Raw genomic sequence first — 25,503 nt, 5'->3', positions numbered from 1 at the left:
GCCACTACCGCGCGGGATGTGAAACCGCGTACTGTCAATGATAAGAGCGGTCGGGCAATTCCAGTTCGCCCATTAGCCAGCTCTTCATTTTGGCACGGCTTGCGAAGCCCTTGGCTTCTTCCAGCAAACCGCTGCGCTCGGGCCCCTCCGGGGTCAATGCCGCCTCGATGTATTTGGCGACCGCAAGCTCTTCCAATTGCTCGACGGTGAAATACGGCCTGGGTTCTGCCTTCATCGTGTATTCGCCGCGCCGCGACGCCTTCCAATTGATCGCGCTTCAGCCACCTAGCTGGCGATCACTGGCCAGTATTTCACGGATAGTTTTCGCGTCTGCTCAATATTGAACGGATGGTGGAAACTTGAGAAGCGAGTGGTTGCGTCGCTGCCCAAACCGACGGTTGCGGGTTAGTGGCGCGGTATCCTGAACTGCCTTGAGCAGACCAACCGACCGGTACCGCGATGTGCCGCCACGCACGACCCCCTATCCGCAACGGGAGGAGTGGCTACGCCGCCGGTCTTGAAGACCAGCGGCGGCAAGGTCATGGCCCGAAGGCATCCGTCGGAGACAAACGCCGCCAGCTAACCCGCTGCGTCGTCTTCGATGATCGGGCCGAACATCTCCCAGCGTTCGCCGTTGAACTTCATCATCTGCAACTGCTTGTTGACGCGATAGTCGGTGGGCGAAGTCGAGCCGACGATTCCCGGCAACGACAGGTCGAGTTGCACGGCCTTCAACGAGGTCGCCTGCTTCATCACGTTTTCGCGGGTCAGATTGTCGCCGCACGCTTGCAGCACATGGATCAGAAGCTGCGAGGTCGAATAGCCGTAGGCATTGAACGAGGAATCCTTGTCGCCCTCGGGATAATACTTCGCCATGAAGTCGAAATATTTCTTCATGCCGGCGTCGTCCTTCCAGGTCGGATCGAGCGGATCCTTGCCATAAGTTACGCTGATCACTCCCTTGGAGTTCTCCAGGCCGGCGGGCTTCATCACCGCGCCAACCGAGGTTGCGTTGATATCGAGGATGTGAACCGGCTTCCAGTCGAGGTCAGCGATCTTCTTGATCGCTTGGGCGGCGAATTTCGGGGTCGAGGCGTTGAACACCAGGTCGGCGCCGAGCGACTTCATCTTCACGATCTGTGAATCGATCGTAGGGTCAGCCAGTTCATAAGAGGATTCCGAGACGATCATCTTCGCCGCCTTGTCGCCAAGCGCGGCCTTCAGCCCGGTGATGTAGTCGCGACCGAGATCGTCGTTCTGGTACAGGATGCCGATCTTGGCATTTGGGTAGTTCTGCAGGATGTAGCGGCCATAGATCCGTCCCTCGGTCTGGTAGTTCGGATTGAAGCCCATGGTCCAGGGAAAATTCTTTGGGTCGGTGAAGCGGGTGGCGCCGGTGGCGGCGAATAGCTGCGGCACCTGCTTCTGGTTGAGATATTTCTGCACCGCGGCGTTTGACGGCGTGCCGATGATCTGGAAAGTCAGCAACACCTCGTCGCTCTCGACCAGCTTGCGGACCTGCTCGACCGCCTTCGGCGGCGAATAGGCGTCGTCGTACTGGATGAAATTGATCTTGCGGCCGTTCACGCCGCCCTGCTCGTTGATCATCTTGAAATAGGCGGCCTGGGCTTTGCCGATCGTCGCATAGGCGGACGCCGGGCCGGACAGCGGCGTGGTCTGGCCGATCTTGATTTCGGTGTCGGTGGCGCCGGTATCGTATTTCTTTTGCGCGAATGCTGGAGCGGCCGACAGCGCGATCGCGGTCACAGCCGCGGCGGTCGCTTGGAACATGGTTTTCATCAGGTCGTTTCCTCCAATGTGATCGGCCGGCGGTCTTATCCGTCGATACGGAAGCCGCCGTTGTGAGGAGTGTGGATCAGCCGTTTTGTGAAGGCAATGGGGATTGCCTTATCGCACCAGCCGCTCGTAACGAGCAGCTCGACAGCGGCTTACGCCAGCCAAACCAGGATCAGCGCCAACGCCGCGGGCGCCGCCTGGATATAGAGGATTCTGCGACTGACGCTTTTCGCCCCATAGACGCCGGCGACGATCACGCAGAGCAGAAAGAACGCCTTGATCTGCAGCGCGACGTAAGGGTCGGGATGGATCAGGCCCCAGAGCAGGCCGGCGGCGAGGAAGCCGTTATAGAGCCCCTGATTGGCGGCGAGCACCGCAGAATCCCGCGCCTTTTCCGGCGTATTGCGAAAGGTCTTGAGGCCCAGCGGCTTGGTCCAGAGAAACATCTCCAGCACCAGAAAATAGACATGGAGTGCGGCGACCAGCGCGACCAGACCGTTGGCGATTGCATTCATCGCGTTTTCCTCTGAAGACAAAAGCCAGACTGGTCGACTGCGCGACACTAGCATATGCAGAATATGCGGCGGCCGGGCAAACAATCGAGACAGGGAGCCAGCATGACCGGCCATATCGATCCGACCAAGGACGTGTTCGCGCAGTTTCGCGACAACAACCGCGCAGGTCCGATCCAGATGCTCAACCTGGTGCGGCTGAAACAGCGCGCAAGCTATCCAGACGGCCGCGAGGCCAGCGGTGCCGAGGCCTACGCCGCCTACGGCCGCGAATCCGCTCCGGTGTTCATCCGGCTTGGCGGCAAGGTGGTGTGGCAGGGCCAGTTCGAGTTGATGCTGATCGGGCCCGCGGAGGAGCGCTGGGACCATTGCTTCATCGCGGAATATCCCAGCGTCGGCGCCTTCGTCGAGATGATCCGCGATCCGCTGTATCGCGAGGCGGTTAAACATCGCCAGGCCGCGGTCGAGGATTCGCGGCTGATCCGCACCAGACCGCTGCCGGTCGGCAAGGGCTTTGGGGAAATTCCGGCATGACCGCTCCGGCAGAGCCTGATCCGTGTCGCCGGCTGCCCACAGGCGGCTCGGATCAAGGGCGGTGCAGTGGCGCATCGGATGGCCATCGGATAGCCTTGGACGCTCAGCTCGCATCCACCCGGTCGGGGAGTTGAAGCCATGCGATTGTCGGTGCGTCTGTCGTTGGCGATGACCGCGCTTGTGCTGAGTGCGGTGGCCGCGGTCGGCGTACTCGCTTACTACAATGTCGGGCGCGCGGTGGTGCCGACCGGCCTGATGCAACTAGCCGGCGAGGCCAAGGCTCGGCTCAGCGGGTTCGAATCGATCCTGCGAATCGTGCGCAACGAAATTCTGTCCGCGCGCGGCCTGTCGGCGCATCAAGGGTTGATTCGGGCGCAGCTGAACGGCGGCGTCGATCCGCAGGACGGGCTGTCAGCGGCCACATGGCTGCGTCATCTGGCGGCCGACTACACGGCGGTGATGGGATCCAAATCCGGCGTCACGGCTTATCGCCTGATCGCCGCCGCCGATGGCGGCCGCGAGCTGATCAGGGTCGATCGCGGCGGTCCCGATGGCCATATCCGCGTGGCGTCGGATGTCGAGCCGACACGCCAGGACGACCTGGAACTTGTTCGCGGCGCCTTCGCATTGCCTGACGAGGAAGTGTATTTTTCGCCGATCCGGTTCATGAAGGCCGCCGGAGGCGGCGATGGTTCCGATGTGCCGCAGATGTCGGTCGCCGCGCCGGTCCGCGGCCCGTCCGGGGAAGCGTTCGGCGTGCTGGTGCTCGATTTCGATCTGCGCCCGACCTTCGGGCGAATTCGCGCGGCGCTGGGCCACGATACCGAGGTGTATTACGTCGACGCCAGCGGTCCCTATCTGATGAATCTGGTGGAAGGACGAATTCTGCCGGCCGAACAGGGCCGCCGCTGGCAGGACGATTTTCCGCAGTTGGCCGCCTCGCTCGGCGACAAGCAGGGCACCGCGACGGTGTTCACCGCGCCGGACGGCCGGCGCACCGCCGCGGCGATCGTGGTCGCGCCTCTGACGAGCGGCCTGCGCGCCGGCGTGATCGAAACCGAACCGTTCGACAGGATCATCGCGCCGGCGACCGCGCTGCAGAGCTCCGGCCTGATCGTCGCGCTGTTCGCCGCGATCGGCGCTGTGCTGCTGGCGGTGCTGTTGTCGCGCTCGCTGGCGAGGCCTCTCGTGCGAATTACCGCGGCGGTCGACGATTTCTCCAGGACCGGGCAGCTCGCGGTGCCGTCGGGCCTCAGCGGCGAGACCAGGACCCTCGCCTCCGCCTTCGCCCGAGTGGTCGGTAAGATCGAGGAGACGAGCGCGGCGCTGCGCAGCAAGTCGGAGCTGCTCGACAAGACCATTGCCAGCATGGCCGACGCGGTCGTGGTGATCGACGCGGAAGGACGGCGGGTATTCGCCAACCCGACCTGCATTGCGCTGTTTGGCGAGCCCGCCGAGATAGGTTCCGAGCGCTGGAAGAACAAGTACAAGCGCTATCTGGGCGACGGCGTAACGCCGATGCCGGATGAGGAAAGCCCGGCTTCGCGGGCCCGTCGCGGCGAGAGCTTCGACAATGTCGAGCTGGGAATCAGGCGTGGCGACCAGGTGTTGGTGCAGCTCGCCGCCAGCGGTCGGCCGATCGAGAACGCCGACGGGACGTTCGCCGGCGCGGTGATCGTCTATCGCGACGTTACCGCGCTCCGGGAGACCGAGCGGCAGCTTCGCCAGTCCCAGAAAATGGAAGCGATCGGTCAGCTCACCGGCGGCGTCGCGCACGATCTCAACAACACCCTCACCGTGATCACCGGCTGCATCGAAATGCTGGCCGATGCCGTCGCCGGTCAGCCGGCACTCGAGGAGGTCGCCGCGATGCTCGACCAGGCAGTCGGGCGCGCCAGCGATCTGACTAACGGGCTGCTGTCGTTCTCGCGCAAGCAGCCGCTGCGGCCGCGCAGCATCGACGTCAACGCGCTGATCGCCGACACCGCGAAACTGCTGCACGCCACCCTCGGCGAGCAGATCGAGATCGTTATCGACCCGGCCCCGGATCTGCGGCCGGCGCTCGCCGATCCGTCGCAGCTCAGCAACGCCCTGATCAACCTCGCCATCAACGCGCGCGACGCGATGCGCGGCGGCGGCAAGCTGCTGCTCGAAACCGGCAACGTTGACCTCGACGAGTCCTATGCGGATCATCACAATGAGGTCACCGCCGGGCGCTACGTGATGCTGGCGGTGAGCGATACCGGCTCCGGCATCCCGGCGGCGATTCGCGATCGGGTGTTCGAGCCGTTCTTCACCACCAAGGCGATTGGCGAAGGTACCGGGCTCGGTCTCAGTATGGTGTACGGCTTCGTCAAACAGTCTGGCGGCCATATCGAGGTCTACAGCGAGGAAGGCCACGGCACCACGATCCGGTTGTATTTGCCGTGCGCCTCGGTGCGGGATCCGGAGGCGGCCAATGCGGCTGCGCCGCAGGGGCAAGGTGGCCACGAACGGCTGCTGGTGGTGGAAGACGACCTGCTGGTGCGCAACTACGTGATGACCCATCTGGCGGCGCTCGGCTACACCGCCTACGCGGCCACGACGGCGGCCGAGGCGATGGCCATGGTGTATGACGACCTCGAATTCGACCTGCTGTTCACCGACGTGATCCTGTCGGGCGGCATCGACGGCCGGCAACTCGCCGACACGCTGCGCAAATGCCGGCCGGGGCTCAAGGTGCTGTTCACCTCCGGCTATACCGAGAACGCGATCGTGCATCACGGTCGCCTCGACGCCGGCGTCCACCTGTTGGTGAAGCCGTATCGCCGCGCCGAACTGGCCCGGATGCTGCGACTGGTGCTCGACGGCGAGGTCGCGGTCGCGGCGAAATAGCCGCCGCCGCTACGCCGCCGGCTTCTGTTCGGCGTCGCCGTTGGCGAGCAAATGGATTAGCGCGCGCTTGATCGCGGCCTGCCGGGTCGGCGCGGTGATCTGGGCGCCGAGCAGATCGGTAACGTAGAACACGTCGCGGGCGCGCTCGCCAAAGGTGGCGACGTGGGCCGAAGCGATGTTGAGGTTGAGCTTCGAGATCGCGGTGGTGAGCTGGTACAGCAGTCCAGTGCGGTCGAGGCCGGTGACCTCTATCACGGTGTAGCGGTCCGACCACTGGTTGTTAATGATCACTTCCGGCTCGACCACGAACGGCTTCAGCTTGCCGCGGCCGGCGGCGCGCCGCGCCACCACTTCGGGCAGCCGCAATTTGCCTTCCAGCACGTCCTCGATCATCTCGCCGATTCTCGTGGCGCGGCGGCCCTCGTCCTCGTCGCGGTCGTATTCGCGGGTGATGGCGACGGTGTCGAGCGCGCGTCCGTCGGTGGTGGTGTAGATCTGGGCGTCGACGATGTTGGCGCCGGCCGAGGCGCAGGCGCCGGCAATGATCGACAGCAGCCAGGGGTGGTCGACCGCGAGAATTGTCAGCTCGGTGACGCCGCGCGCCTCGTCGAAGCCGACATTGATCGCGAGCTTGTGGCCGGCCTGCTCGGAGGCGCGCAGGAACCGGGCATGGCGGATCTTGCGGGCCAGTTCGACCTTGAGCCAATACGCCGGATAGTGCCGCGCCACATAGGCGTTGAGTTCGGCCTCCGGCCATTCGGTGAAGGCGTTGCGAAACTCGGTCTGGGCGGCCCTGATGCGTTCGGCACGATTGACCTCGGAGAAACCACCGGTCAGCACCGGCTCGGTCTCGTAATACAGCGTACGCAACAGCTGCGCTTTCCAGCCGTTCCACACCCCGGGGCCGACCCCGCGAATGTCGGCGGTGGTCAGGATGGTGAGCAGCTTCATCTGTTCGACCGATTGCACCACCGCGGCGAAATTCTCGATGGTCTTGCGGTCCGACAGGTCGCGCGACTGCGCCACCGTCGACATCACCAGGTGCTTGTCGATCAACCAGGCGATCAGTTCGGTGTCGGCGGCATTGAAGCCGAGCCGCGGGCACAGCCGGCGCGCCACCCTGGCGCCGGCGACCGAGTGGTCCTCCGGCTGGCCCTTGGCGATGTCGTGCAGCAGCACCGCCACATAGATCACGCTGCGGTGTTCCGGGCGGATCTTGCGCATCAGGTCGGAGGCGACGATGAATTCGTCGTTGCCGCCGCGTTCGATCTCCTGGAGGTTGCCGACACAGCGCAACAGGTGCTCGTCGACGGTGTAGTGATGATACATGTTGAATTGCATCATCGAGACGATGCGGCCGAAGGCGCGGATGAAATGGCCGAGCACGCCGGTCTCGTTCATCCGTCGCAGCACCGGCTCGGCATTGTCCGAGGTCAGGATCTCGAGAAACAGCCGGTTGGCTTCCGGGTTGTCGCGCAGCTGCGCGTTGATCAGCCGCAGCGAGCGCGTGACGCTGCGCATCGCATCGGGATGGAACGCCAGATTGTTCTTCTGGGCGAGGCGAAACAGCCGCAGCAGGTTGACCGGGTCGTGCTTGAATACGTCCGGCGCAGCGAGATTGATGCGGTTGTTGTCGATCACGAAATCGTCGCTGTCCGGCACCCGCCGCCGGGTCGTGCTCGGCCGTAGCCGTGCCATCATCCGCGACAACGCCGGCGCTGGCTTGGCCTGCTGGTCCTCGAGCTTGGCGCACAGGATCGCGGTGAGGTCGCCGACCTCCTTGGCGATCAGGAAGTAGTGCTTCATGAAGCGTTCGACGTCCTGCATCCCGGGATGCGAGGTGTAGCCGAGCCGGACCGCGATCTCGCGCTGCAGGTCGAACGACAAACGCTCCTCGGGGCGGCCGGTGACGAAATGGATGTTGCAGCGGACCGACCAGAGGAAATCCTCGCAGCGGCGGAAGGTGCGGAACTCCTGGGCGTCGAACACGCCGCACGCCACCAACTCGCTGCTTTCGCGCACCCGATAGACGTATTTGGCGATCCAGAACAGCGTATGCAGGTCGCGCAAGCCGCCCTTGCCGTCCTTGACGTTGGGCTCGACCAGATAGCGCGACTGCCCGGCGCGGCGGTGACGCTCCTCGCGTTCGGCGAGCTTCGCGGTGACGAATTCGGCGGCGGTGCCTTCGACCACTTCCTTGTCGAAACGGTCGACGAGTTCCTGATACAGCGCCTTGTCGCCGGTCAGGAACCGGGTTTCGAGAATCGCGGTGCGGATCGTCATGTCACCGCGCGCCTGCCGGATCGATTCGTCGACCGAGCGGGTGGCGTGACCGACCTTCAGGCCGATATCCCACAAGCAATACAGGATGGCTTCGGCGACCTGCTCGCCCCAGGCGGTCTGCTTGTAGGGCAGGATGAAAAGCAGATCGATGTCGGACTCCGGCGCCATCAGGCCGCGGCCGTAGCCACCGGTGGCGACCACCGCCATGCGTTCGGCACTGGAGGGGGTCGGCGACGGATAGAGATGCCGCGTCGCTGCCGAGAACAGCATGCGGATGATTTCGTCCTGGACGAAGCACAGCCGCTCCGCGCAACGTCGCCCGTGCCGGTCGGTCAGCAGCAACGCCTGGGTGCTGTCGCGCGCCTTCAGCAGCTCGGCCTTCATCAGCTGCGCCAGGGCGGCGCGGAAGGTGTCCTCGTGCCCGACATGTTTGACGGCCAGCGCGTCGATCTCGCCGGTGATCCGGGCTGTATCGAAACGATCGTCGACGGTGGGGCGGGCAGGGTTCACGATTGTATCCATCAACTATCCGGATATCGGACGGCGCCCGCGCTGTCACGGGCCATTGTTGGGCAACGGCCGGTCGATGCCGCATTTTAGCGTTATGGCGAAATCATCTTGTTGCGAGCGGACTTTGGCGGCGGCTTTGCTCGCCCCGGTGGAGTTGCGTAACCATTTGAAAAAGATGGTTGTTTTAGTTTTTTCGGGGCGTCGGCTGAGGCGGCTCGGCCAAGACGCAGAAATCGGCCAGACGATTTGTTGGCAACATCGGCCCATCCCGTGCCTTAATACCTTCAACCAAATCAGGGAGAGCACCATGGACGCCGCCACGCTACGCGCCACCCAAGCCCCGATCAAGGAACGCTTCAAGTCGGATCCAAAGGCTGCCTTCATCACTCTGAAGGCCAAAGGCTCGATCGACGCTGAGGGCATTGCCTGCAAGCTCGAGACCGGCCGTGCCTTGGCGATGGCGGGGTTGCATCCGGCGACCGGTGGTTCCGGGCTCGAACTGTGTTCCGGCGACATGCTGCTGGAGGCGTTGGTGGCCTGCGCCGGCGTGACGCTGAAATCAGTCTCCACCGCGATCGAACTGCCGCTGAGCGTTGGCCATGTCACCGTCGAGGGCGATCTGGATTTTCGCGGCACGCTCGGCGTCGACAAGGAGGCGCCGGTCGGCTTTTCGGAGATCCGGCTGCGTTTCGACGTCGGCACCGACGCGCCGCAAGACAAGCTCGATCTGCTGCTGAAGCTCACCGAACGCTATTGCGTGGTGTATCAGACCATCAAGAACGGCCCCAAGGTCTCGGTGTCGATGCACCGGGTGTAGGCCAGCGACAGCGGGCATTTCTCCACTTTTCTTCCTCCGCGCGGTGTGGGAGAGGGTGCTGGTTCTCTCGCCCGCGGCGAGAGCTGGAAATCCGAAGGCCGCCCATGTCCACCGCCGTCTCTCCGCTCGCGCCCGCCAATGTTCCGCAGATGCCGGCGATCGCCGGCGTCAGGCTCGCCACCGCCGCCGCCGGCATTCGCTACAAGGGCCGCACCGATGTGCTGCTGGTCGCGCTGGACAAGGGCACGACGGTCGCAGGCGTGTTCACCAAGTCGAAATGTCCGTCGGCGCCGGTCGAATGGTGCCGCGCGAAGCTCAGGGGCGGCACCGCCCGGGCGCTAGTGGTAAATTCCGGCAACGCCAACGCCTTCACCGGCAAGACCGGCAAGGCCTCCACCAAGCTCACCGGCGACATCGCCGCGAAGGCCGTAGGCTGCAAGCCGGACGAGATTTTCCTCGCCTCCACGGGGGTGATCGGCGAGCCGCTCGATGCGACCAAGTTCGACGGCGTGCTCGGCAAGCTGTCGGAAAGTGCCGCGCCGGACGGCTGGATGGACGCCGCAAAGGCGATCATGACCACCGACACCTTCCCCAAGGTCGCCACCGCCACGGTGAAACTCGGCAAGGCCAAGGTCACCATCAGCGGCATGGCCAAGGGCGCCGGCATGATCGCGCCGGACATGGCGACCATGCTGGCCTTCGTGTTCACTGACGCGCCGATCTCGGCGGCGGCGCTGCAGGCGCTGCTGAAGGCCGGCGTCACCGACACCTTCAACGCCGTTACCATCGACGGCGACACCTCGACCTCGGACACGCTGCTGGCGTTCGCGACCGGAGCGGCGGCAGCGCAAGGCGCGCCGAGGATTTCCCGCGCCGCCGATCCGCGGCTGAAGCCGTTCGTGAAAGCGTTCAACGCCGTGCTGGCGAACCTCTCCGAGCAGGTGGCGCGTGACGGCGAAGGCGCGCGAAAACTTGTCGAGATCATCGTCGAGGGCGCGACCTCGAAGGCGAGTGCGCGCAGGATCGCGATGTCGATCGCCAATTCGCCGCTGGTGAAGACCGCGATCGCCGGCGAGGACGCCAATTGGGGCCGCGTGGTGATGGCGGTCGGCAAGGCCGGCGAGCCCGCGGACCGCGATAAATTGTCGATCTCGTTCAACGGCATCCGCGTCGCCAAATCCGGCGCCCGCGATCCGTCCTACAACGAGGCCGAAGTCTCGGCGGCGATGAAGCATCCGGAAATCCAGATCAAGGTCGCGCTCGGCCTCGGCAAGGGCCGCGACCGGGTGCTGACCTGCGACCTCACAAAGGAATACATCGCCATCAACGGCGACTACCGGTCGTAATGCCTTCGACCTCGCCACACCCATTGCCGTCATCGCCCGCGAAAGCGGGCGATCCAGTACGCCGTGTCGTTCGTAGAGGATCGTTGGCGCTCTGCAATACTGGGTGCCCCGCTTTCGCGGGGCATGACGCCGAGATTGGTGCGACGGCGGTGCGTCGCTTCGGGCAAGCGTCATGAAACTCCTGCTCGTCGTCGCGGTGGCGCTGATCGACGCCGACGATCGGGTGCTGATCGCGCAGCGGCCGGAAGGCAAGCAATTGGCCGGCTTGTGGGAGTTTCCCGGCGGCAAGCTCGACCCCGGCGAGCGGCCGGAAGCGGCCTTGATCCGCGAATTGCACGAGGAACTCGGCATCACAGTGAAGGAGGCGTGCCTCGCGCCGCTGACCTTCGCCAGCCACGCCTATGAGGATTTTCACCTGTTGATGCCGCTGTATATCTGCCGGCGCTGGGAAGGCCAGGCGATCGCGCGCGAAGGCCAGCAACTCGCCTGGGTCCGCGCCAACAAGCTACGCGACTACCCGATGCCGCCGGCGGATCTGCCGCTGATCCCACATCTGATCGATTTGTTACTCTGAGGCGGCGTACTTCACCCTCCCTTTCAGGGGAAGGTGGGCGCCGCTTTACCGCATCCGCGAGACTTGCAGTCGCCGAGCCGGGCTTCAGTGGCTGTTGCTGGCTCTCGTGCGGCGCCCAGCCGGACAGCCAGATCACCTCGAAAGTGGCGCGGATGCGGCCGTCGGGGTCGGCGAAGCGCTCGGCATAGATTTGCGCCATCCGCAACAGCGTGGCGCGGCGCGCAGGCGTGCGCCGGCGCTCGACCAGCACGTTGCTGGCGCCCATCCGCCGCAGATCCTGCATCAGCGCGAAGGCGTCATCGTAGCGCACCACGACGCGGTCGACATCGGTGACCGGCAGCGCGAAGCCGGCGCGTTGCAACAGCGCGCCGAGGTCGCGCAGATCGGCGGTCGGCGCGACATGCGGCGACACGCCGCCCTCGAGTTCGGCTTCGGCCTGCGCGAACGCCTGGCGCAACTCCGTGAGCGTATCGCCGCCGGTCATCGCCGCCAGCAGCAGCCCGTCCGGCCGCAACGCGCGGCGGATCTGCGCCAGCACGCCGGGCAGGTCGTTGACGAATTGCAGCGCCAGCGCTGAGACGACAAGGTCGAGCGATTCCGGCTGCAACGGCAACGCCTCGTCGCCTGATGCTTCAAGGCCGATATGGCTGATCGACGGGTAGCGATTCGGCGGCAGCGCCGCGCCCGGCGTCCAGATGTCGGCGACATTGGTGAAAGTGCGCAGGACGGCGTGAAGCCGGTCCTGCATCTCCTCGGTGACGCGATCGAGCAGGAAGGTCGCTGCACCCTGCTTCCCCGCACGCACCTGCCGCGCGCGCAGCAGCGCTCGGTCGAAAAGTCTTGGCGCGGTGCTGACGTTCTGGGCCATGCGATCTGGTACGCCGAATGGCGGGGTGGAGGCAATCTGCCGATGCAGCATTCGGGGCAGGCGGAGCTTTGCCGCTTGAGCGGTGGCAAAGTCGGCGATAGCCTTTCACCATGGATGTCGAAGCCTCATCCTCGCATTCTTTCTCCGGCAGCTTGCGCGGCGCGCTGCAGCGGTGTCGCGGCGCGCTGGCGTATACCGCTCGCATTGCGCTCGATATTGCGCTGCCGACGCTATGCGTGGCCTGCCGCGAGCCGGTCGACGGCGAGGGGGGCTGCGCCGCGTGCTGGTCGAAGCTGTCGTTCATCGCACCGCCTTACTGCGAACGACTCGGCATTCCCTTTGTCTACGATCCGGGACCCGGCATCCTGTCGATGCAGGCGATCGCCGATCCGCCGGCCTATCAGCGCGCCCGCGCCGCGGTGCGCTATGACGACGTGGCGCGGACGCTGGTGCATGCGCTGAAGTTCCAGGACCGTATCGATCTGGCGCCGACGATGGGGCGTTGGATGGCGCGTGCCGGACAGGTGCTGCTCGACGACGCCGATCTGCTGGTGCCGGTGCCGCTGCATTGGCGGCGCGGCTTTTCACGGCGCTACAACCAGTCCGGCGCGCTGGCGCGGGCGATCGGCAAGCACAGCGGCGTCGCGGTGGCGACCAATGCGCTGAAGCGGATCCGGCCGACCGCGCATCAGATCGGGCTGTCGCGCGCCGAGCGCGCCGCCAATGTGCAGGGCGCGTTCCAGGTTCCGCCCGATAACAAGGCCCAAGTCCAGGGCCGCCGGATCGTGCTGGTCGACGACGTATTGACCTCGGGGGCCACGGTGGATGCCTGCGCGCGGGCGCTATTGAGGGCCAAGGCCGCCTCGGTCGATGTGCTGGTTTTCGCCCGGGTTGTGGACAGCTTGCGATCTCCCATATAATCCGTTCATTCCTTGAGCCGATCCTGCTCACCCGATCCTTCTCACCAGAGGCCGCGAGATGCCCGCTGCGATCGAGATCTTCACGCGCCCCGGCTGCGGCTATTGCGGCGCCGCAAAGTCGCTGCTGGCCCGCAAGAACGCGGCGTTCACTGAATTCAATGTCGCGGTCGATCCGACGTTTCGGGACCGGATGGCGGAGCGGGTCGGGCCGGGCGCGACTTATCCGCAGATCTTCATCGGCGCGTACCATGTCGGCGGCTGCGACGAACTCTACGCACTGGACCGCGAGGGCAAGCTTGACGCCCTGCTCGCGGGTGAAAAGGCCTCCTCATGAGCGATGACCAGACTTTCACCGCGGCGATGGTGCAGCTGCGCAGCGGACTGAAGCCTGAGCCAAATCTCGAACAGGCGTCCAGGCTGATCCGCGACGCCGCTGCGGCCGGTGCCGACTACGTGCTCACGCCCGAGGTGAGCAACATGATGCAGGAGAATCGCAAGGGGCTGTTCGAGCAGCTCGCCGATGAGGCCGACGACCTGTCTCTGAAAGCCTATCGGGCGCTGGCGCGCGAGCTGAAGATCCACCTTCACATCGGCTCGCTGGCGCTGCGGGCGACGCCGGACCGCGCGGTGAACCGCTCGTTCCTGATCGACCCGGAGGGCCAGATCCTCGCCAGCTACGACAAGATCCATATGTTCGATATCGATCTGGACAATGGCGAGAGCTACCGTGAATCCGCCAATTACCAGCCCGGCGAGACCGCGGTGATTTCCGACCTGCCGTGGGGCCGGATTGGTCTGACGATCTGCTACGACATGCGGTTTCCGGCGCTGTACCGCGCGCTGGCCGAAGCCGGGGCCTCGTTCCTCACCGCGCCGGCCGCCTTCACCAAGACGACCGGCGAGGCGCATTGGCACATCCTGCTGCGCGCCCGCGCCATCGAAACCGGCTGCTTCGTGTTCGCGGCGGCACAAGGCGGCATGCATGAGAACAAGCGTGAGACCTTCGGCCACTCGCTGATCATCGATCCGTGGGGCGTGGTTCTAGCCGAGGCCGGCATCGAGCCCGGCTTCATCCTCGCCAAGATCGATCCGGCGCAGGTCGCCAAGGTCCGGGGCAAAATCCCGTCGCTGCAGCACGGACGGCGGTTCGGCATCGCCGATCCGAAGAACGGCCCGGAACATCTGCACCTGGTACGGGGCACGGTATGATCCGATACAATTTGCGCTGCGACCGCGGTCATGGCTTCGAGAGCTGGTTCCAGAGCTCGTCGGCCTATGATTCGCAGGCGCGGCGCAAGCTGGTGAGCTGCCCGGTGTGCGGCTCGGTCAAGGTCGACAAGGCGATCATGGCGCCGCAGATTGCGCGCAAGAAGGGCCACGATGCGTCGACTCCGCCCGCGGCCCCTGCCGAGGCCACCGACTCGCCGTCGGCGATGCCGCTGATGCTGGCGCAGGAGCGCGAGCTGCGGAGCAAGCTGAAAGAGCTGCGCGACCACATCGTCAAGAACGCCGACAATGTCGGCGAGAAGTTTCCCGCTGAGGCTCGCAAGATGCATTACGGCGACATCGAGCACCGGCCGATCTACGGCGAAGCCTCGCCGGCCGAGGCTCGCGCGCTGATCGACGAAGGCGTCGAAGTCGCGCCGCTGCCGGTGCTGCCGGAAGACCGGAATTGATTCGTCCGCTTCGGACGCGGATGTTGTCCCTCATGGTGAGGAGCCCGCGTCTTCGCGGGCGTCTCGAACCATGAGGCCAGGACGCATCATCCTTCGAGACGCCGCGCCAAGAGGCGCGGCTCCTCAGGATGAGGTCAGTGGTTGTCGCAAGGTCATTCAGCGATGAACGCCGAAACGCTGTGGTCTTGGCAGGTCTGGGCGGTGCTGTCGGCGGTATTCGCGGCGCTGACCGCGATCTTCGCCAAGATCGGCGTCGCCGATATCAACTCTGATCTCGCCACTTTCATTCGCACCGTCGTTGTGCTGATCGCGCTGTCGGCGGTGCTGTTCGCGACCGGCCAGTTCGCGTCGACGGGGCCGATCTCGACCCGGAGCTGGGTGTTTCTGGTGCTTTCCGGGCTCGGCACCGGGGCGTCGTGGCTGTGCTATTTCCGCGCGCTGAAGCTCGGCCCGGCGACGCTGGTGGCGCCGATCGACAAATTGAGCGTGGTGTTCGTGGCGCTGTTCGCCGTGGTGTTTCTCGGCGAACGGCCCTCGCTCAACGGCTGGCTCGGCATCGCGCTGATCGCTGCCGGCGCGGTGCTGATCGTGTGGAAGAAATAGCTACACCGCGACCAGCATCGCCACGCCGATCACGATCAGCAGGATGCCGAACAATTCGCGCGCCGACAACGGCTGCTTGAACGAATAGTAGGACACCGCCTGCGCGAACAGCACCTCGACCAGCGCCAGCGTGCGGACATTGGCGGCCGCGGTCAGCGCGAAGGCGAGAAACCAGAATTGCGAGGAGAACGCGCCGACGAAGCCGGCGAGCATCGACGGCTTCCATAGCCGCAGGATGCCGCGCAACACCTGCGGTGCCCGCGCCAGCAGGTAGATCGTCAGCACCAGCGTCTGCACACCGAGCGCCAGCACCAGGGTGAACGATGCCGCGGTGACGAAACTCACCCCCGGCACCACGATGATGGCGCCGCGAAACCCGACCGCCGACAACGCGAAGGCGGCGGCGGCGAACAGGCCGAGCAGGGTCGGTTTCAGGCTGACGAATCCCTTCTCGGCACCCGGCCGCAGCGCGGTGACCACGACGCCGACGGTGGCGATCAGGATCGCCACCACCTTCAGCGTGGTGAGATGGTCGCCGAGAAATACGAAGCCGAAGATCGCGGTCTGGATCGCCTCGGTCTTCAGATAGGCCGTCGTCACCACGAAGGAACGGTCGTTCATCGCCGCCAGCATCAGCCCGGTGGCGAGAATCTGCGATAGCGCGCCGAGCAAGAGCCATGGCCAGAACACCAGCCCTAGCGTTGGCACGGCGTCGCCGCTGGCGAAGATCACCACGGCGAAGAACACAATCGAGAACGGAAACCCGAACAGGAAACGGATGTTGGTGGCGCCCCAGGTGCCGAGCGGCCCGGTCAATTGCCGCTGCATCGCATTGCGCGCGACCTGCCCCAGTGCGGCGACGATCGTGAACGGAATCCAGAGCGAGGCGATGCTGAACATGGGATGGGGAATGGACCGGAGGGGAGGAACGCGCGGCACCGTGACCGTCGCGGCCGCCGCGGTCAACCGAGGGCGCCTCATGACAGGATTGCGGGGCCCCTCCGCGCGGATTGCCGCGATGACGGGCGCGGGATTCGGCGGTACAATGTGGTTCTGGTCAACCGGAGACGGGCTACCATGCTGCGATATCTCACCGCGGTGATTGCCGTTCTGGGGGTGCTGACCGGGGCAGCGGCGGCGCAGGATGCGCCGCATGGCAGCGAGTGTCTGGCGATGGCGCAAGCGCCGCCGCGTGCCACGCCGATCAGCTTGCGCCGTACCGCGGCCAGGGCCGAGCAGGTCACCATCACCTATGCGGGGCATGCGACCTATCTGATCGACACGCCCGGCGGGGTCCGGATCGCCACTGACTACAGCGGCCACTATAATTTTGGCCGGCTGCCCGACGTCGCCACCATGAACCGCGCCCACAGCACCCACTACACGCTGGTTCCGGATCCGCGCATCCCGCATGTGCTGCACGGCTGGGGCGAGGACGGCCAGCCGGCACGAATCAGGGAACGGGTCGGCGACGTGCTGATCCGCAACGTCACCACCGACATTCGTCCCTATATTAGCGCCGACGGCGCCGGCGCGCTGGTCAAGGACGGCAACTCGATCTTCATCTTCGAGGTCGCGGGGCTGTGCATCGGCCATCTCGGCCATTTGCATCACAAGCTCGACGACAGCCATTTCGCCGCGATCGGCCGGCTCGATATCCTGATGGTGCCGATCGACGGCGGCTACACGATGTCGCTGGACGGCGTTTCCGAGATCACCAAACGGCTGCGCGCCTCGGTGGTGCTGCCGATGCACCGCTTCATGACGCCACTCGACGATTTCATGCGCCGGATCGGCCAGCAATTTGCGATCGACGTTCGTCCCGAGCGCAGCCTGACGATGTCGCTGGGTGAGTTGCCGCGGACCCCGACGGTGATCATTCTCGACGGGGTGTGAGGTGCGTTTCGCGACCCCGGACGATCGGCCTCAGCCGGTCATGCGGCTGACAAGTTGATCGGCCTCCGGCGCGCTGCGGCCGCGGATCAGGTCGGAGGCCTTGTCGGCGATCATCATAGTCGCGGCATTAAGATTGGCGGAGATCATCCGCGGCATGATCGAGGCATCGACCACGCGCAGATTCTGTAGTCCGTGCACCCGCAGCTGATCGTCGACCACCGCCCAGGAACTGTTCGCCGGACCCATCCGGCAGGTGCAGCCGGGATGAAACGTCGTGGTCGCGCGCTGGGTTGCGGCGGCCAGGAATTCGTCGTCGGTCTGCACGTCGGGTCCGGGAAAGTCCTCGCGTTCATGGTAGTGGGCGAGCGGCGCCGACGACAGCAGCCGGCGCGCCAGCCGCATCCCGGCGACGACGACGCGGCGGTCGAGCTCCTCGGCCAGATAGTTGGTCTGGATCAGCGGCGGCGCGAACGGATCGGCGGAACGGCAACGGACATAGCCGCGACTTTCGGGGCGCTGCTGCCACGACGCTACGGTCATGCCGGGCTCGTCCTCGAGCTGGCCCTGGACGCCCTCCTTGTAGCTCGCCGGCGTGAAGGTCAGCTGCAGATCGGAGCTCTCGGTAGTCTCGCCCGAATGCCAGAAGCAATAGACCAGGGTCGGCGACTGCGCCAGGATGCCGCGCCGCGTCGTCGCCCATTTGAGCGCCTCGATCGCCAAGCTGATGCCCCGCGCGCGCTCGTTGATCGTCTTGGTGTTTTTGACGCGGGCGACCGAACGCGGCGCGTAGTGGTCCTGCAATCCCTCGCCGACGCCGGCCAGCCCATGGTGCACCTCGATTCCGAGCGTTTGCAGCAGCGCCGGCGGACCGACGCCGGACAGCTGCAACAATTGCGGTGAGTTGTAGCTGCCGCCGGCCAGGATCACTTCCTTGCGGGCGTGAACCTCGATCGCCCCGCCGCCCTTGCCGCCCTTGGCGTAGCGCACGCCGACCGCGCGCTTGCCTTCGAACACGATCTCCGTCGCATGGGCGTTGGTGCGGACGTCGACATTGCCGCGCTTGATCGCCGGATGCAGGAAGGCGGTGGCCGCGCTCACCCGCCGCCCGTTGTGGATGGTGCGCTGGGCATAGGCGACGCCTTCCTGCAGCGCGCCGTTGTAATCGGGATTGCGCGGGATGCCGAGACTGACGGCGCCGACGATGAACGCCTCGCACAGCGGGTCCTGCCAGTCGATGTCGGTCACCGCAAGGGCACCGTCGCGGCCACGGAAGGTCGCGTCGGCGTCGCCGATCCGCTGTTCCAGCCGCTTGAAATAGGGCAGCACGTCGGCATAGCCCCAGCCGCGATTGCCGAGCTGTGCCCAGGTGTCGAAGTCCTGGCGCTGGCCGCGATTATAGATGTGGCCGTTGATCGAACTCGATCCGCCCAGCGTCTTGCCACGCGGCGCATAGATGCGGCGGCCCGCCGTCCACGGACCCGGCTCCTGCGAATAGCACCAGTTCACGCTCGAATTGTAGAACGTCTTGATGAAGCCGGCGGGCAGATGAATATAGGGATGCCAGTCGCTGGGCCCGGCCTCGAGCACGCAGATGCTGGCGCCGGCATCTTCGCCGAGGCGGCTGGCGAGCACGCAACCGGCGGTGCCCGCGCCGACGATCACATAGTCGAAGCTGTCCATGATGTCCTCGGTTAGCGCCGGTCGGCGAATCTTGCGCCAATCAGACCGCGAATATCAGCCAACATCAATTCGGCCGCCGGTCGGCCGCGGATCGGAGCAACGCCGATCAATCAGATGCTGCAGTGCGTCAGCATCGCCGCCGGCCACGATTGCGTCGCAGCATGGGGTCCCGGTCGCCGCTCGGTTCGAGGCGCGGTCCGGCCCGACCACCGGCCGGACTAGGTATTTTTACCAGGGCAACGGGTTAACGTTCCGGAAGTCGCTAACGATTAGTCTTGCGGTGCGGCATCGTGAGTGCGGCGGAATTTCGGCTGGTGTGTTTCGGCCCGATGCGAGAATAGACGTGAGTATCCGCCTCCGCTTACTGTTGCTGGTGTTGGGTTCAGCCTTGTTGCCGGCCTTCTTCGTCGGCTGGCACTATTATCAGGATCGCGGCAGGGACATCGCGGCCGCGACCGGCAGCCTGGCGCCGATGGCGCGCATCATCGCCGCCAACCTCGACACCAAGATCCAGGGAACCAGCCAACTTCATTTCGGCCTGGCGCAGGCCCACGACCTCGCCGTCAGCGACAAGGCGAAATGCTCCGCATTCCTTGCCGATGTGCTGGCGAAAAATCCCCAGTTCACAGGGATCCTGACGATCAACCCGGATGGAAAGCTGTTTTGCGATTCCCTGCAGACCGGGCGGGTCCTGGATCTGCGAGACCGCTACTATTTCAAGCGTGCGCTTGAGACGACCAACGCCGTCATCGTGGAGCCGGTGTTCGGTCGCCTCACCGGGGCGCCGGTACTGCAAATCGCCTATCCCGCCCGCGACGAGTTGGGGCAGTTGCGGTTCGTTCTGCTGGCATCGCTCGATCTCGCTAGGTTCATGGCAGCGCAGGCCAAAAATCTTCCGGATGGCGTCGATGTGGTGCTTGCGGATAGCGAGGGCAGGGTGCTGGGTCGGTCATCCCCGCAGCCCCGGGGCGTTGGCCAGGGGCATACACTGGCGAATTCCGGGCTGCTGCGCTTTGCCACCGAAACGGATGGCGAAACCAGGGAACTGGTGAATGCCAATGGCGAAGGCGAGGTATGGGCGGTGGCGCACGCCCTCCAGGTCGGCAGCGGCAGTCTGCATGTGTTGGCGGGCCGCTCCAAATCGGAACTGGTGGCGGCGCCGAACCAGCGCCTCGCCAAGGAAATTGCCATCCTGGTCGCGCTGCTGCTTTTGTTTCTGTCCGGCATTTGGCTGCTGGCGGAGCTCAGCATCCGTTTCCAGATTGGCCGGATCGCCGCGATGGCCGAACGCCTTGGTGCTGGCGATCTCGGCGTGCGGATCCCGCCGCCCTTTCCGCGCGGCGAACTCGGCAAGCTGATGAGCGTGCTGAACGGCACGGCGGCATCGCTGGAGGCCCAGCGGCAGGCCATCGAAGATCTCAATCAGAAGCTGCGTTGCGCGCAGGAGTTGGAGGCGCAGGAGCGGGAGCGACTCGACTACGCCGTCAGCAACATCGTTCAGGGCCTGTTGCTGTTCGACAGCACCGAGCGGCTCGCCGTCGTCAATCAGCGCTACATCGAAATGTTTGGGCTCTCGCCTGATATCGTCAAGCCAGGCTGCAGCTTCCGCGAGCTGATCGCGCATCGCAAGGCGGTCGGATCGCTGAAGGGCGACGTCGATGAACATTGTGAATCGATCCGGTACAAGGTCTCGTTGGGTAAGGTGAGCCGCATCAACCTCGAGGCCGCCGACGGTCGACTGATCCAGGTTCTGAATCAGCCGCTCCCGGGCGGTGGCTGGATGACGACCATGGAGGACATTACCCAGCGCAAGGCCGACGAAGAACGGATCATCCACATGGCGCATTACGATGCGCTGACGGATTTGCCGAACCGGACGCTGTTCAGCGAGCGGCTCGATCTCGCACTGCAGTTGATGAAGCCCGACGAGCAACTGGCCGTGCACTACATCGACATCGATCAGTTCAAGAGCATCAACGACTCGCTCGGGCATCCGATCGGTGACGAGTTGTTGAAGGCGGTGGCCAGCCGGCTGCGCGGATGTCTCGGCACGGCCGATTTCGCCGCGCGGATCGGCGGCGATGAATTCGCCATCATCCAGACCGGTGTGCGAGAGCCGTCCGATACGACGGATCTGGTCGGACGAATCTACCGAACCATCCGTGAGCCCTATGAATGCAATGGTCACCAGGTGACCACTGACGCCAGCATCGGAATTGCGGTGGCGCCGCGCGACGGCGGGGACATCGATCAATTGCTGAAGAACGCCGATCTGGCAATGTACGCGGCCAAGGCCGATGGTCGGCGGACCTACCGCTTCTTCGAAGCGTCGATGGAGGAGTGCGCGAAGGCGCACCGCGCGCTGGAAATGGATTTGCGTCTCGCGATCGCGGGTCGCGACCTGGAGATCTATTATCAGCCGCTGGTCAATCTGCAAAGCAACGAGGTCAACAGTTGCGAAGCGCTGTTGCGCTGGCGTCATCCGGAGCGCGGCATGATCTCGCCGGCGGACTTCATTCCGGTAGCCGAAGAGACCGGCCTGATCAATCCGCTCGGTGAATGGGTGCTGACGACCGCCTGTGCCGAAGCCGTCACCTGGCCGGATGATATCAAGCTGGCGGTCAACGTCTCGCCGGTGCAGTTCCGCAGCCAGGCATTCGCCTTGAAGGTCGCGGCCGCGCTCGCTGCCTCGGGCCTGCCGCCGCGACGGCTGGAGCTGGAAATCACCGAGGCGGTTCTGATTCACGACGACGAGGCGGCGCTCGAAATGCTGCACCAGCTCCGCGGGCTGGGCGTCGGCATTGCGCTTGACGATTTCGGCACCGGCTATTCCTCGCTGAGCTATCTGCAGCGCTTTCCGTTCGACAAAATCAAGATCGATCGGAGCTTCATCAAGGACATTTCCGGGGCCGGTGAGTCGTCCTGCATCGTGCAGGCCGTCGTCAACATCGCCGCCTCGCGCAACATGACGACGACGGCCGAAGGCGTCGAGACCGAGCAACAGCGCATCGAGCTGCGCAGGCTCGGCTGCACCGAAATGCAGGGCTATCTTTTCAGCCCGGCGATCCCTGCCGCGGACATCGCCAAGCTGTTTTCCCGGCGTGATCGGCGTACGGCGGGAGCGGCCTAGCGGATTAGACGGCAGACGGCTTGCTAGCCGGCACCCTCGGCCACCACCATGTAGTTCACGTCCATGTCCGACGAGATGCTCCAGCGGTCGGCGAGCGGATTGTAGACCACGCCGGCCTGCTCGGTGATGGTGAGTTTGTGGTTGTGCAAATGGCGGGCGAGTTCAGCCGGGGTAACGAACTTGTCCCATTGATGGGTGCCGCGCGGCAGCCAGCGCATCACATATTCGGCGCCGACGATGGCCAGCGCGAAGCTCTTCCAGTTGCGGTTCAGGGTCGAGACCACCATCAGTCCGCCCGGCTTCAGCATGGCCGCGCAGCGGCCGAGGAACGCGCCGACGTCGGTGACGTGCTCGATCACCTCCATCGCCAACACGATATCGAAGCGTTCGCGCGGGTCGATCTGCTCGATCGTGGTGTTGCGATAGTCGATCGAGACTTGCGACTTGTCGGCGTGCAGCTTAGCCGCGGCAATGTTGGTGGCGGAGGGGTCGACCCCGATCACCTGGGCACCGAGCCGGGTGAACGGCTCGCACAGCAGGCCGGCGCCGCAGCCGATGTCGAGCATCCGCAGCCCGGACAGGCAGTTCAGGCTCTTGGCGTTGCGCTCGAACTTGCGGCAGGCGGCGTCGCGAATATAGGCCAGCCGCAGCGGATTGATTTTGTGCAGCGGCGCCATCTTGCCGTTCGGGTCCCACCACTCGGCCGACAGCCGCGAGAATTTCGCGATTTCAGCGGGATCGACGGTGGAAGCCGGTGCGCCGGCGGAATTCGGTGGTGTTGCCATGTGGTGCGCCGTGCTCCTATCGCGCGGTAATGGAATTGCCCGGCGGCCTCGCGGAAGCCCGGTTGCTTGCCCGGAACCGCGCCGCTATGTATACGCGCCAATCGGCGCCCGCGGTCCACGGAATCCGCGATATCATTACTCGTTGTTTTCAGGGATTGCACTATTCGTCATGGGCCGGCTGGTGATGAAATTCGGCGGCACGTCCGTCGCCAATATCGAGCGCATCCGCAACGTCGCGCGGCATGTCAAGCGTGAAGTCGACGCCGGCCACGAGGTCGCCGTGGTGGTGTCGGCGATGTCCGGCAAGACCAACGAACTGGTCGAATGGTGCCGCGAGGCATCGCCGCTGCATGACGCGCGAGAATACGACGCGGTGGTGGCCTCCGGCGAGCAGGTCACCTCCGGGCTTCTTGCAATTGCGCTGCAATCGCTCGGGATTCCGGCCCGATCCTGGCAGGGCTGGCAGATCCCGATTCTGACCAGCGACGCCCACGCTTCGGCGCGGATTGTCGGGATCGACGGCGGAGAGATCATCAAGCGCTTCGCCGAGCACAAGGAAGTCGCGGTGATCGCCGGGTTCCAAGGCATCCATGCGCCGACCGGCCGAATCACCACGCTCGGCCGCGGCGGTTCCGACACCTCGGCGGTCGCGATCGCCGCCGCGATCCACGCCGACCGCTGCGACATCTACACCGACGTCGATGGCGTCTACACCACCGACCCGCGGGTGGTGCCGAAGGCGCGTCGGCTGAACAGAATCGCGTTCGAGGAAATGCTGGAACTGGCGTCGCAGGGCGCCAAGGTGCTGCAGGTCCGTTCGGTGGAGCTCGGTATGGTGCACAACATGCCGGTGTTCGTCCGCTCCAGTTTCGACAAGCCCGAGGATATCGATCCCTTCGGCACCCCGCCCGGCACGCTGATCTGCAGCGAGGAGGAAGTCATGGAAAACCACGTCGTCACCGGCATCGCCTTTTCGAAGGACGAGGCGCAGATTTCGGTGCGCCGGATCGAGGACAAGCCGGGGGTGGCGGCCTCGATCTTCGGCCCCCTGGCCGAGGCCAATATCAACGTCGACATGATCGTGCAGAACGTCTCCGAAGACGGCAAGACCACCGATCTGACCTTCACGGTGCCGGCGTCGGATTTCGCCCGCGCCAAGGCGACCATCACCGGCGCGCAGGACAAGATCGGCTATGCGCGATTCGACAGCGAGACCGACGTCGCCAAGGTTTCGGTGATCGGCAGTGGCATGCGCAGCCATGCCGGCGTCGCGGCGCAGGCCTTCGCGGCGCTGGCGGCACGCAACATCAACATCCGCGCCATCACCACCTCCGAGATCAAGTTTTCGGTGCTGATTGACGCCGCCTATACCGAACTGGCGGTGCGGACGCTGCATACATTATACGGGCTGGACCAAGTTTAGAATCGCTAAAGGGGTGGCGCGTTCCCGCCGCAGGGCAGGGGGAGCGTGCCCCGAGCTCAGAGACAGTCTACCAAGCCTTTCATCGCTTCCTTAGCGTTGTCGAGGTAGTCTTTCTTTACCTGCACTCGGTGCCCGTTGATCGTTTGCTTCCCAACTTGGACTTTCGAGAATGGTAGCCCCTTCGCAAAAGCCACGACGCCTGTTGTTTGGAAATCCCGCACTTCAACAAACCCTTTGCTGATCTGCTTGAAGTTGAAGATTTCTGGATTGGACTTGAGCAGATTGCCAACGTCCTTTTCGATCGCATCCAATACCGCTGCATACGCTGATGCAGCTCCCATATACTGGGTGAGGCGGTTCTTGACGATCAGATGCACCTTCGGCAGCGGTCGTTCTGCTGCCTTCAATTTGGTGGCGAAGGCGTAAGCTGCGTAAATTTCGGAAGGAAGCTTAAGCCCATAGACAAGTGAGAAGGCGTTTTGAATTGCGCGACGAGACGAATCATCCGCCATCACCGGCAATACGATGCGGTCGCATGCGGCAAGCGCAATTTGCGTATAGAGTGAGAAGCTGGGGTTACAATCCATGAAGACGGTGTCGTAATCGTTCTCGATCTTTTTCAGGAAATCAGAAAGCCAATCAACTACAGCGATCCAAGGATTCGACCCGGGAATCTGGTTGTTCGCGAGTGTGTTAACAGCGTTGGCCTGCAATTCGAGCAGAGGATCACCGCAAACCAAATCAATATTCTCAGGGATGGCCTTGTTCATAGTGCTCGGCTTCGTGATGAAGTCCGCGGCGTTAAACACAGGGGCTACGTAGGGCGAAGGCAATCGAAGCTGAAAATATCCGCCGACGCTGCACCTCGGCAGTAGCCCCTGTCGTGCCAATAGCTTGTCACTACCCTTGTTATTTAAGCCGCCCAGCAGCAGTTCAGACAGATTGGCTTGTGGACAGACATCGATAGCAAGAATGCGTTTCTTCGGATGTTTTTGTGCGTAAAGGGTTATTGCCTGAAATGCTAAACTTGTTTTACCAGTGCCGCCCTTATTGTTCCAGAAAGCATATTTTATCATCGTGAGAATTTCCTTATGTCCAAAATAGACTATTAGTCGTCCAATTTAGACATTATAAAGTCCAAAATGGACAATAGTAAGGCGGGCGAGACAAGGGAGTTCGGCCTGAGAGGGTAAGACATGCCCGCGTCGTCGCCTAGGCACTCGCGGCGCTGGCGGCACGCAACATCAACATCCGCGCCATCACCACCTCCGAGAT

General features: G+C 64.2%; 22 protein-coding genes and 1 pseudogene. 13 read left to right on the top strand and 10 right to left on the bottom strand.

Going from position 1 to position 25,503, the window contains the following annotated elements; translation table 11 throughout:
- Positions 1-34: 34 nt before the first annotated feature.
- The 3 genes from HXX15_RS05850 to HXX15_RS05840 form a co-directional block, all read right to left on the bottom strand.
- On the bottom strand, positions 35-235 hold the full coding sequence (locus tag HXX15_RS05850; protein ID WP_296513607.1) for a hypothetical protein: 201 nt from the start codon (positions 233-235) through the stop codon (positions 35-37).
- A 344-nt stretch (positions 236-579) separates the two neighbouring features.
- On the bottom strand, positions 580-1,800 hold the full coding sequence (locus HXX15_RS05845; protein ID WP_296513605.1) for an ABC transporter substrate-binding protein: 1,221 nt from the start codon (positions 1,798-1,800) through the stop codon (positions 580-582).
- A gap of 149 nt (positions 1,801-1,949) precedes the next feature.
- Positions 1,950-2,312 carry a DUF1304 domain-containing protein gene (locus tag HXX15_RS05840; RefSeq protein ID WP_296513603.1) on the bottom strand — a complete coding sequence of 121 codons (363 nt, stop codon included), beginning with the start codon at positions 2,310-2,312 and terminating at the stop codon, positions 1,950-1,952.
- A gap of 102 nt (positions 2,313-2,414) precedes the next feature.
- Here HXX15_RS05840 and HXX15_RS05835 point away from each other — a divergent pair, with 102 nt between their 5' ends.
- Complete coding sequence (locus tag HXX15_RS05835) at positions 2,415-2,843, top strand: DUF1330 domain-containing protein (RefSeq protein WP_296513601.1); 429 nt, start codon at positions 2,415-2,417, stop codon at positions 2,841-2,843.
- Between the two features lie 138 nt (positions 2,844-2,981).
- Entirely contained in the window at positions 2,982-5,717 is a 2,736-nt protein-coding gene (locus HXX15_RS05830) for an ATP-binding protein (protein WP_296513599.1), read from the top strand.
- A gap of 9 nt (positions 5,718-5,726) precedes the next feature.
- Here HXX15_RS05830 and HXX15_RS05825 read toward each other — a convergent pair whose 3' ends face one another.
- Positions 5,727-8,522, bottom strand: coding sequence for a [protein-PII] uridylyltransferase (locus HXX15_RS05825; protein WP_296513597.1), 2,796 nt, complete (start codon positions 8,520-8,522; stop codon positions 5,727-5,729).
- Between the two features lie 33 nt (positions 8,523-8,555).
- Entirely contained in the window at positions 8,556-8,819 is a 264-nt protein-coding gene (locus tag HXX15_RS05820; RefSeq protein WP_296513595.1) for a hypothetical protein, read from the bottom strand.
- Between HXX15_RS05820 and HXX15_RS05815 the strand changes: the two genes are divergently transcribed.
- The 3 genes from HXX15_RS05815 to mutT all read left to right on the top strand — a co-directional run bounded on the left by HXX15_RS05815 (position 8,818) and on the right by mutT (position 11,247).
- Entirely contained in the window at positions 8,818-9,327 is a 510-nt protein-coding gene (locus tag HXX15_RS05815) for an OsmC family protein (protein WP_296513593.1), read from the top strand. The genes HXX15_RS05820 and HXX15_RS05815 overlap by 2 nt on opposite strands.
- Before the next feature lie 104 nt (positions 9,328-9,431).
- On the top strand, positions 9,432-10,673 hold the full coding sequence (gene argJ, locus HXX15_RS05810; RefSeq protein WP_296513591.1) for a bifunctional glutamate N-acetyltransferase/amino-acid acetyltransferase ArgJ: 1,242 nt from the start codon (positions 9,432-9,434) through the stop codon (positions 10,671-10,673).
- A 172-nt stretch (positions 10,674-10,845) separates the two neighbouring features.
- Positions 10,846-11,247, top strand: coding sequence for an 8-oxo-dGTP diphosphatase MutT (gene mutT, locus HXX15_RS05805; RefSeq protein ID WP_296513589.1), 402 nt, complete (start codon positions 10,846-10,848; stop codon positions 11,245-11,247).
- 40 nt (positions 11,248-11,287) lie between these two features.
- Here mutT and HXX15_RS05800 read toward each other — a convergent pair.
- Positions 11,288-12,115, bottom strand: a pseudogene (locus HXX15_RS05800) (methyltransferase domain-containing protein); the annotation flags it as partial.
- A 110-nt stretch (positions 12,116-12,225) separates the two neighbouring features.
- On the opposite strand from HXX15_RS05800, the gene HXX15_RS05795 reads away from it, so the two are divergent.
- From HXX15_RS05795 to HXX15_RS05775, 5 genes are all read left to right on the top strand, one after another.
- Entirely contained in the window at positions 12,226-13,035 is an 810-nt protein-coding gene (locus HXX15_RS05795) for a ComF family protein (RefSeq protein WP_296513587.1), read from the top strand.
- A gap of 58 nt (positions 13,036-13,093) precedes the next feature.
- Positions 13,094-13,369, top strand: coding sequence for a glutaredoxin 3 (gene grxC, locus HXX15_RS05790; RefSeq protein WP_296513585.1), 276 nt, complete (start codon positions 13,094-13,096; stop codon positions 13,367-13,369).
- The gene (locus HXX15_RS05785) at positions 13,366-14,244 is read left to right on the top strand and encodes a carbon-nitrogen hydrolase family protein (protein WP_296513584.1); all 879 of its coding nucleotides are present in this window, start codon (positions 13,366-13,368) and stop codon (positions 14,242-14,244) included. Before grxC ends, HXX15_RS05785 begins: the two co-directional genes overlap by 4 nt.
- Positions 14,241-14,711, top strand: coding sequence for a DUF1178 family protein (locus HXX15_RS05780; RefSeq protein ID WP_296513582.1), 471 nt, complete (start codon positions 14,241-14,243; stop codon positions 14,709-14,711). The genes HXX15_RS05785 and HXX15_RS05780 overlap by 4 nt, the downstream gene beginning before the upstream one ends.
- Positions 14,712-14,873: 162 nt before the next feature.
- Positions 14,874-15,314, top strand: a complete 441-nt coding sequence (locus HXX15_RS05775) for an EamA family transporter (protein ID WP_296513580.1) — start codon at positions 14,874-14,876, stop codon at positions 15,312-15,314.
- Here the strand turns inward: HXX15_RS05775 and HXX15_RS05770 are convergent, their stop codons facing one another.
- Positions 15,315-16,214, bottom strand: a complete 900-nt coding sequence (locus HXX15_RS05770) for an EamA family transporter (RefSeq protein WP_296513577.1) — start codon at positions 16,212-16,214, stop codon at positions 15,315-15,317.
- Positions 16,215-16,391: 177 nt separating this feature from the next.
- Between HXX15_RS05770 and HXX15_RS05765 the strand changes: the two genes are divergently transcribed.
- Positions 16,392-17,210 carry an MBL fold metallo-hydrolase gene (locus HXX15_RS05765; RefSeq protein ID WP_296513575.1) on the top strand — a complete coding sequence of 273 codons (819 nt, stop codon included), beginning with the start codon at positions 16,392-16,394 and terminating at the stop codon, positions 17,208-17,210.
- 30 nt (positions 17,211-17,240) lie between these two features.
- Here the strand turns inward: HXX15_RS05765 and HXX15_RS05760 are convergent, their stop codons facing one another.
- Positions 17,241-18,890: a GMC family oxidoreductase N-terminal domain-containing protein gene (locus HXX15_RS05760; RefSeq protein ID WP_296513573.1), complete on the bottom strand. Its 1,650-nt coding sequence runs from the start codon at positions 18,888-18,890 to the stop codon at positions 17,241-17,243.
- A gap of 343 nt (positions 18,891-19,233) precedes the next feature.
- Here HXX15_RS05760 and HXX15_RS05755 point away from each other — a divergent pair, with 343 nt between their 5' ends.
- On the top strand, positions 19,234-22,020 hold the full coding sequence (locus HXX15_RS05755; protein ID WP_296513570.1) for an EAL domain-containing protein: 2,787 nt from the start codon (positions 19,234-19,236) through the stop codon (positions 22,018-22,020).
- Positions 22,021-22,043: 23 nt separating this feature from the next.
- Here HXX15_RS05755 and ubiG read toward each other — a convergent pair whose 3' ends face one another.
- The gene (gene ubiG / locus HXX15_RS05750; protein WP_296513566.1) at positions 22,044-22,805 is read right to left on the bottom strand and encodes a bifunctional 2-polyprenyl-6-hydroxyphenol methylase/3-demethylubiquinol 3-O-methyltransferase UbiG; all 762 of its coding nucleotides are present in this window, start codon (positions 22,803-22,805) and stop codon (positions 22,044-22,046) included.
- 169 nt (positions 22,806-22,974) lie between these two features.
- On the opposite strand from ubiG, the gene HXX15_RS05745 reads away from it, so the two are divergent.
- Entirely contained in the window at positions 22,975-24,228 is a 1,254-nt protein-coding gene (locus HXX15_RS05745; RefSeq protein WP_296513563.1) for an aspartate kinase, read from the top strand.
- Between the two features lie 56 nt (positions 24,229-24,284).
- Here HXX15_RS05745 and HXX15_RS05740 read toward each other — a convergent pair whose 3' ends face one another.
- Positions 24,285-25,304 carry a ParA family protein gene (locus tag HXX15_RS05740; protein WP_296513561.1) on the bottom strand — a complete coding sequence of 340 codons (1,020 nt, stop codon included), beginning with the start codon at positions 25,302-25,304 and terminating at the stop codon, positions 24,285-24,287.
- Between the last annotated feature and the right edge of the window lie 199 nt (positions 25,305-25,503).

This window comes from Rhodopseudomonas sp. (assembly GCF_013377015.1).
GTDB lineage: Bacteria > Pseudomonadota > Alphaproteobacteria > Rhizobiales > Xanthobacteraceae > JARJEH01.
Note: the sequence above shows the minus strand (reverse complement) of the source record. Positions and strands in the feature narration are given on the sequence as shown.

What these genes read in the sequence shown, in the direction of transcription:
- HXX15_RS05850 (WP_296513607.1), bottom strand. Translation starts at nt 235, where the DNA reads ATGAAGGCAGAACCCAGGCCGTATTTCACCGTCGAGCAATTGGAAGAG.
- HXX15_RS05845 (WP_296513605.1), bottom strand. Translation starts at nt 1,800, where the DNA reads ATGAAAACCATGTTCCAAGCGACCGCCGCGGCTGTGACCGCGATCGCG.
- HXX15_RS05840 (WP_296513603.1), bottom strand. Translation starts at nt 2,312, where the DNA reads ATGAATGCAATCGCCAACGGTCTGGTCGCGCTGGTCGCCGCACTCCAT.
- HXX15_RS05835 (WP_296513601.1), top strand. Translation starts at nt 2,415, where the DNA reads ATGACCGGCCATATCGATCCGACCAAGGACGTGTTCGCGCAGTTTCGC.
- HXX15_RS05830 (WP_296513599.1), top strand. Translation starts at nt 2,982, where the DNA reads ATGCGATTGTCGGTGCGTCTGTCGTTGGCGATGACCGCGCTTGTGCTG.
- HXX15_RS05825 (WP_296513597.1), bottom strand. Translation starts at nt 8,522, where the DNA reads ATGGATACAATCGTGAACCCTGCCCGCCCCACCGTCGACGATCGTTTC.
- HXX15_RS05815 (WP_296513593.1), top strand. Translation starts at nt 8,818, where the DNA reads ATGGACGCCGCCACGCTACGCGCCACCCAAGCCCCGATCAAGGAACGC.
- HXX15_RS05820 (WP_296513595.1), bottom strand. Translation starts at nt 8,819, where the DNA reads ATGGTGCTCTCCCTGATTTGGTTGAAGGTATTAAGGCACGGGATGGGC.
- argJ (WP_296513591.1), top strand. Translation starts at nt 9,432, where the DNA reads ATGTCCACCGCCGTCTCTCCGCTCGCGCCCGCCAATGTTCCGCAGATG.
- mutT (WP_296513589.1), top strand. Translation starts at nt 10,846, where the DNA reads ATGAAACTCCTGCTCGTCGTCGCGGTGGCGCTGATCGACGCCGACGAT.
- HXX15_RS05795 (WP_296513587.1), top strand. Translation starts at nt 12,226, where the DNA reads ATGGATGTCGAAGCCTCATCCTCGCATTCTTTCTCCGGCAGCTTGCGC.
- grxC (WP_296513585.1), top strand. Translation starts at nt 13,094, where the DNA reads ATGCCCGCTGCGATCGAGATCTTCACGCGCCCCGGCTGCGGCTATTGC.
- HXX15_RS05785 (WP_296513584.1), top strand. Translation starts at nt 13,366, where the DNA reads ATGAGCGATGACCAGACTTTCACCGCGGCGATGGTGCAGCTGCGCAGC.
- HXX15_RS05780 (WP_296513582.1), top strand. Translation starts at nt 14,241, where the DNA reads ATGATCCGATACAATTTGCGCTGCGACCGCGGTCATGGCTTCGAGAGC.
- HXX15_RS05775 (WP_296513580.1), top strand. Translation starts at nt 14,874, where the DNA reads ATGAACGCCGAAACGCTGTGGTCTTGGCAGGTCTGGGCGGTGCTGTCG.
- HXX15_RS05770 (WP_296513577.1), bottom strand. Translation starts at nt 16,214, where the DNA reads ATGTTCAGCATCGCCTCGCTCTGGATTCCGTTCACGATCGTCGCCGCA.
- HXX15_RS05765 (WP_296513575.1), top strand. Translation starts at nt 16,392, where the DNA reads ATGCTGCGATATCTCACCGCGGTGATTGCCGTTCTGGGGGTGCTGACC.
- HXX15_RS05760 (WP_296513573.1), bottom strand. Translation starts at nt 18,890, where the DNA reads ATGGACAGCTTCGACTATGTGATCGTCGGCGCGGGCACCGCCGGTTGC.
- ubiG (WP_296513566.1), bottom strand. Translation starts at nt 22,805, where the DNA reads ATGGCAACACCACCGAATTCCGCCGGCGCACCGGCTTCCACCGTCGAT.
- HXX15_RS05745 (WP_296513563.1), top strand. Translation starts at nt 22,975, where the DNA reads ATGGGCCGGCTGGTGATGAAATTCGGCGGCACGTCCGTCGCCAATATC.
- HXX15_RS05740 (WP_296513561.1), bottom strand. Translation starts at nt 25,304, where the DNA reads ATGATAAAATATGCTTTCTGGAACAATAAGGGCGGCACTGGTAAAACA.